Origin of the sequence: Pseudolactococcus laudensis (genome assembly GCF_013449735.1) — a bacterium.
In the GTDB taxonomy this organism is placed as follows: Bacteria; Bacillota; Bacilli; order Lactobacillales; family Streptococcaceae; genus Pseudolactococcus; species Pseudolactococcus laudensis.
In genome coordinates, this window is the sequence record NZ_JACBNY010000052.1 from 1 (window position 1) to 3,392 (window position 3,392).

4 protein-coding genes and 2 pseudogenes are annotated in these 3,392 nt (G+C 31.8%); 1 reads left to right on the top strand and 5 read right to left on the bottom strand.

Annotation, left to right across the window (positions count from 1 at the left end; genetic code table 11):
• Positions 1–170, top strand: a pseudogene (locus HZR21_RS11310) (IS6 family transposase); the annotation flags it as partial.
• A gap of 76 nt (positions 171–246) precedes the next feature.
• On the opposite strand, the gene HZR21_RS11315 reads toward HZR21_RS11310, so the two are convergent.
• The 5 genes and pseudogenes from HZR21_RS11315 to HZR21_RS11640 all read right to left on the bottom strand — a co-directional run.
• Positions 247–1,083: an AraC family transcriptional regulator gene (locus HZR21_RS11315; protein ID WP_180747693.1), complete on the bottom strand. Its 837-nt coding sequence runs from the start codon at positions 1,081–1,083 to the stop codon at positions 247–249.
• Between the two features lie 559 nt (positions 1,084–1,642).
• On the bottom strand, positions 1,643–2,029 hold the full coding sequence (locus tag HZR21_RS11320; protein WP_126402387.1) for a hypothetical protein: 387 nt from the start codon (positions 2,027–2,029) through the stop codon (positions 1,643–1,645).
• A 1-nt stretch (position 2,030) separates the two neighbouring features.
• The gene (locus HZR21_RS11325; RefSeq protein ID WP_180747694.1) at positions 2,031–2,615 is read right to left on the bottom strand and encodes a toxin-antitoxin system HicB family antitoxin; all 585 of its coding nucleotides are present in this window, start codon (positions 2,613–2,615) and stop codon (positions 2,031–2,033) included.
• Positions 2,602–2,859, bottom strand: a complete 258-nt coding sequence (locus HZR21_RS11330; protein ID WP_180747695.1) for a HicA family toxin-antitoxin system — start codon at positions 2,857–2,859, stop codon at positions 2,602–2,604. The genes HZR21_RS11325 and HZR21_RS11330 overlap by 14 nt, the downstream gene beginning before the upstream one ends.
• Positions 2,860–3,199: 340 nt before the next feature.
• Positions 3,200–3,392 (bottom strand): annotated as a pseudogene (locus HZR21_RS11640) (helical hairpin domain-containing protein); the annotation flags it as partial.

Consider the following 3,392-nt stretch of genomic DNA (forward strand, 5'->3'; position numbering starts at 1 on the left):
GACCTATTAAACGACGGAATAAATTTTATCAAAGTCTCCGTACAGCCTCTTCCACGATTAAGGGCATGGAGACCCTTCGAGGAATATATAAAAAGAACCGAAGAAATGGAACGCTCTTCGGCTTTTCGGTGTCTACTGAAATCAAGGTATTAATGGGAATACCAGCCTAAGATATTCTGAGTTCAGAGAGGGCTCGTTTGATTTTCAAACTTCGCAACAGAACCAGAATTTTAATAATCTACATTTTTATTGTTTACTAATTGGTACCCAAAGCTCCATTTCATAATTGGGATCATGAATATCATTTTCGGTATATACTTCAAAATCTGGTAAACCTGAATGTTTGTAACCATTTTCTGGGAAAAATTCTTCAAGCAGATATTTCCATGCCTGATGAATAGAATCAGGGACTGATCCCTTAACTGGAACTACTGCATACTCAGATTCTTTGACTTCTAAGATATCAAGTCCTAAATTTCTAGCTTTAGCGTCATCCAAGACGTTATAACCCGCCATATAATTAATCTTATCATTTCCCTCATTCTCATAACAAACACCTAATGATTGACCATTTCCAAAACTTTCTAATTGTTCAAAACTATATTTACTATATAATTTATCCCATGTACTCGGACATTGATTAGAATCAATGTTTTCTTTTAATACGCCAGCTACTTTGAATGATGGCTTTGTTTCGATTTTAATATTCATTTGACTTCCTCCTATTACTTTTAAAGCTAATTTCATTTTAGGAAATAAATTATAGTTTTTCCCTTTTCGAACTTCTGAGGGTGAATTCCCATGAAACTTTTTGAAAGAAAAACTAAAAGCATCAGCTGAATCATAATTATATTTCAAAGCAATATCAATTACTTTTTGATCAGTATTCAACAGATCATCTACAGCTAGTGTAAGTTTTCTATTTCTCAAGTATTCTGCCAAAGTAATTTCTGATAGAATCGAAAAAATTCTACTAAATAGTGGATAGGAATAACCTGATATGTTTTGAAATTTTTTAAGTTCAACTTCCGATGTAAGTGTACTTTCTAAATAGTCGATGGTTTTGTTAAATTGATGCATCATTTTTATCACCTCTCACATAGGAGTTTATCATATAAATAAATTGGAAACCCAATAATTTTAGTACAAAAAAAACTGTAAGCTGAACATTTGTTTTTTGAATTTAAAAACTCTATTGTATTTTCTTTACTACATTCCAAATGATTTTGAACTCAAACCCAGAATCATTAAAATATCATCACTTCTACACTCTACTACCTCAAAACCAAATTTTTTATAAAGGTGAATATCATGTTTTCATAGCTGACACTCATAGAGATCCCTTCTCTATTTAATTCCAATAATTTTTCGACAAATACCAACATCAGTTGATTACCAATACCTTATTATAGCACCCACAACACCTATAAAAATACCTAGTCGATTAATAAAACTTATTGATATTGACTCTTTTACAACTTTGTCACCCTGAACTTTATCTTCACTGAAGTAAAATAAGTCAACAAAAAGAAAGCCTATGAAATCAACGTTTCAAAGGCTTTTTTCTTTTGATTTTAGCAAAATAACTGAATTTTAACTGATTATGATAATCAGGATAATTTAACGATGAGAATGAATAACTCTAGTCTTGATTAAAATTCAGATTTGGGATTTGAATAGCTCCATAGGCACCTTCAGAAAACAAACCAATATATATTCTAAGTTTTTCTACCATTGGAGCAAGTAATGCTTGTTGAAATTCAATGTCGGCTAAAATATCTTTCGGCAAATCACTGACTAATACTGAATATGCAGATTCAATTTCTGCAATAACCTTATATTGAGGGTCCGGATAGGAAACTTCCATTTTCATTAAGATTATTTGATTTTCTTGACCTTCTTCCCTATCAAGAAGATTCATACTAATAGTAGCTTTGCCATCTTCATTAGTAGTTTTCTCATCCTGTTTTACAACAAATTCAAACTTATTGAATGTAACTTTTCTTATTTCTATATTTCTTGATTGCATCTTAACCTCCCAGAGAGAATAAAATAACATTATCTCCATTACTTTGCTGTTTATCGGTAACAGTTTGTTCTTTATACGATAATCTGGTTTCCGATTGATTTTTCACAATATAATGAAAATGTTGCTCCGGAGCAGAAACTTTTTCTTCTATAGTTCGACTAAATTGCTTAGTCATATTTTCAATTTGAATAGCTAATTGTTCTACTGAATTTTGAGCTTGCTTGAATAATCCATCATTGATTAATTGAACCAAAGTTTGATTTAAGCTGACTCCCTCTATTTCAGAACGTTCTTTAACATCTCTATGTAATGATTTAGGTAATCTTAGAGTTACTTTTCCACTATACTCCTCTAGAGAATTCTCAAGGGGCTCTTTAATTTCTCTCCCCCACTCAAGGTTAGCCTCAATCCAGTCTGCTTTGGCTAATTCAATTTCATCATAAACTTCTTCTAAAGATTCACCATAAACGATTAGTCCTGGTAACTCTTTAATAGAGGCAGTGAACAAAAATTCACCCTCGTCATAAATTTTATCAATTAAAATCGGATAGTTCAATCCAAGATAATATTCTTTATCTTTCATCATTTAAACCCTCCTCCAATTCTATCACTTTCTCAATCATTCTTATCACATGTTTCACATAAACTGGTTTTATCGGCTTATGTCGCGGTATTGGATAGCTCTCTTCCAGTAAAGCATGAGAGGTTATTGAATGATTGGTTCCTTGCCTCCACATAAAACCATATTTTTTACACAGAGCTTCTAAGCGTTCAGGGGTAACAGATTTGGGGTTATTTTTTATTTTTTGCAACTCTTTTTCTTTGCCCATGATGTACCTCATTTATAACGACACTATATATGGTGTCACATTAATTATATACAAAAAAGTTGGTGATTTCAAGAATTTCTTTTATTTTTAACAAAATAATTGAATTTTAACTGATTACGATAATCAGGAGATTATTTCAGCCAAATCTATCATAGCTTGTTCAATCTTATCTTTCCCTTTTTGCAACAGAACCAAGTAAATTAGTCAACAAAGATATTTTGTCGCCAAACTTCAGGCACGTCGATCAATAACCAAGAACAGAATTAGGCGACAACTTTTAAATGTCGCCACGTTTCCAAACCTGCAGGCTGATTCCTGGTTTAAATTTTGGCGACAATGGCTACCTCTTGACCTCTTTATTTTTGATAGTATCATTTTCTCGATCTCTAACATTTTCTTTGACACTCTGATAGGTTTTATATTTCTCAACAATGTCATGAAATCGTTCATTTAACACTTGTCTTTCAAATTTCACTTCCTCGATAGTTTTATTTAGATCACCTCTCTTAGTCGATTTATCAATTTTTAAGTCT

Coding starts and splice junctions, on each gene's coding strand:
- HZR21_RS11325 (WP_180747694.1), bottom strand. CDS start 2,615: ATGATGAAAGATAAAGAATATTATCTTGGATTGAACTATCCGATTTTA.
- HZR21_RS11320 (WP_126402387.1), bottom strand. CDS start 2,029: ATGCAATCAAGAAATATAGAAATAAGAAAAGTTACATTCAATAAGTTT.
- HZR21_RS11330 (WP_180747695.1), bottom strand. CDS start 2,859: ATGGGCAAAGAAAAAGAGTTGCAAAAAATAAAAAATAACCCCAAATCT.
- HZR21_RS11315 (WP_180747693.1), bottom strand. CDS start 1,083: ATGATGCATCAATTTAACAAAACCATCGACTATTTAGAAAGTACACTT.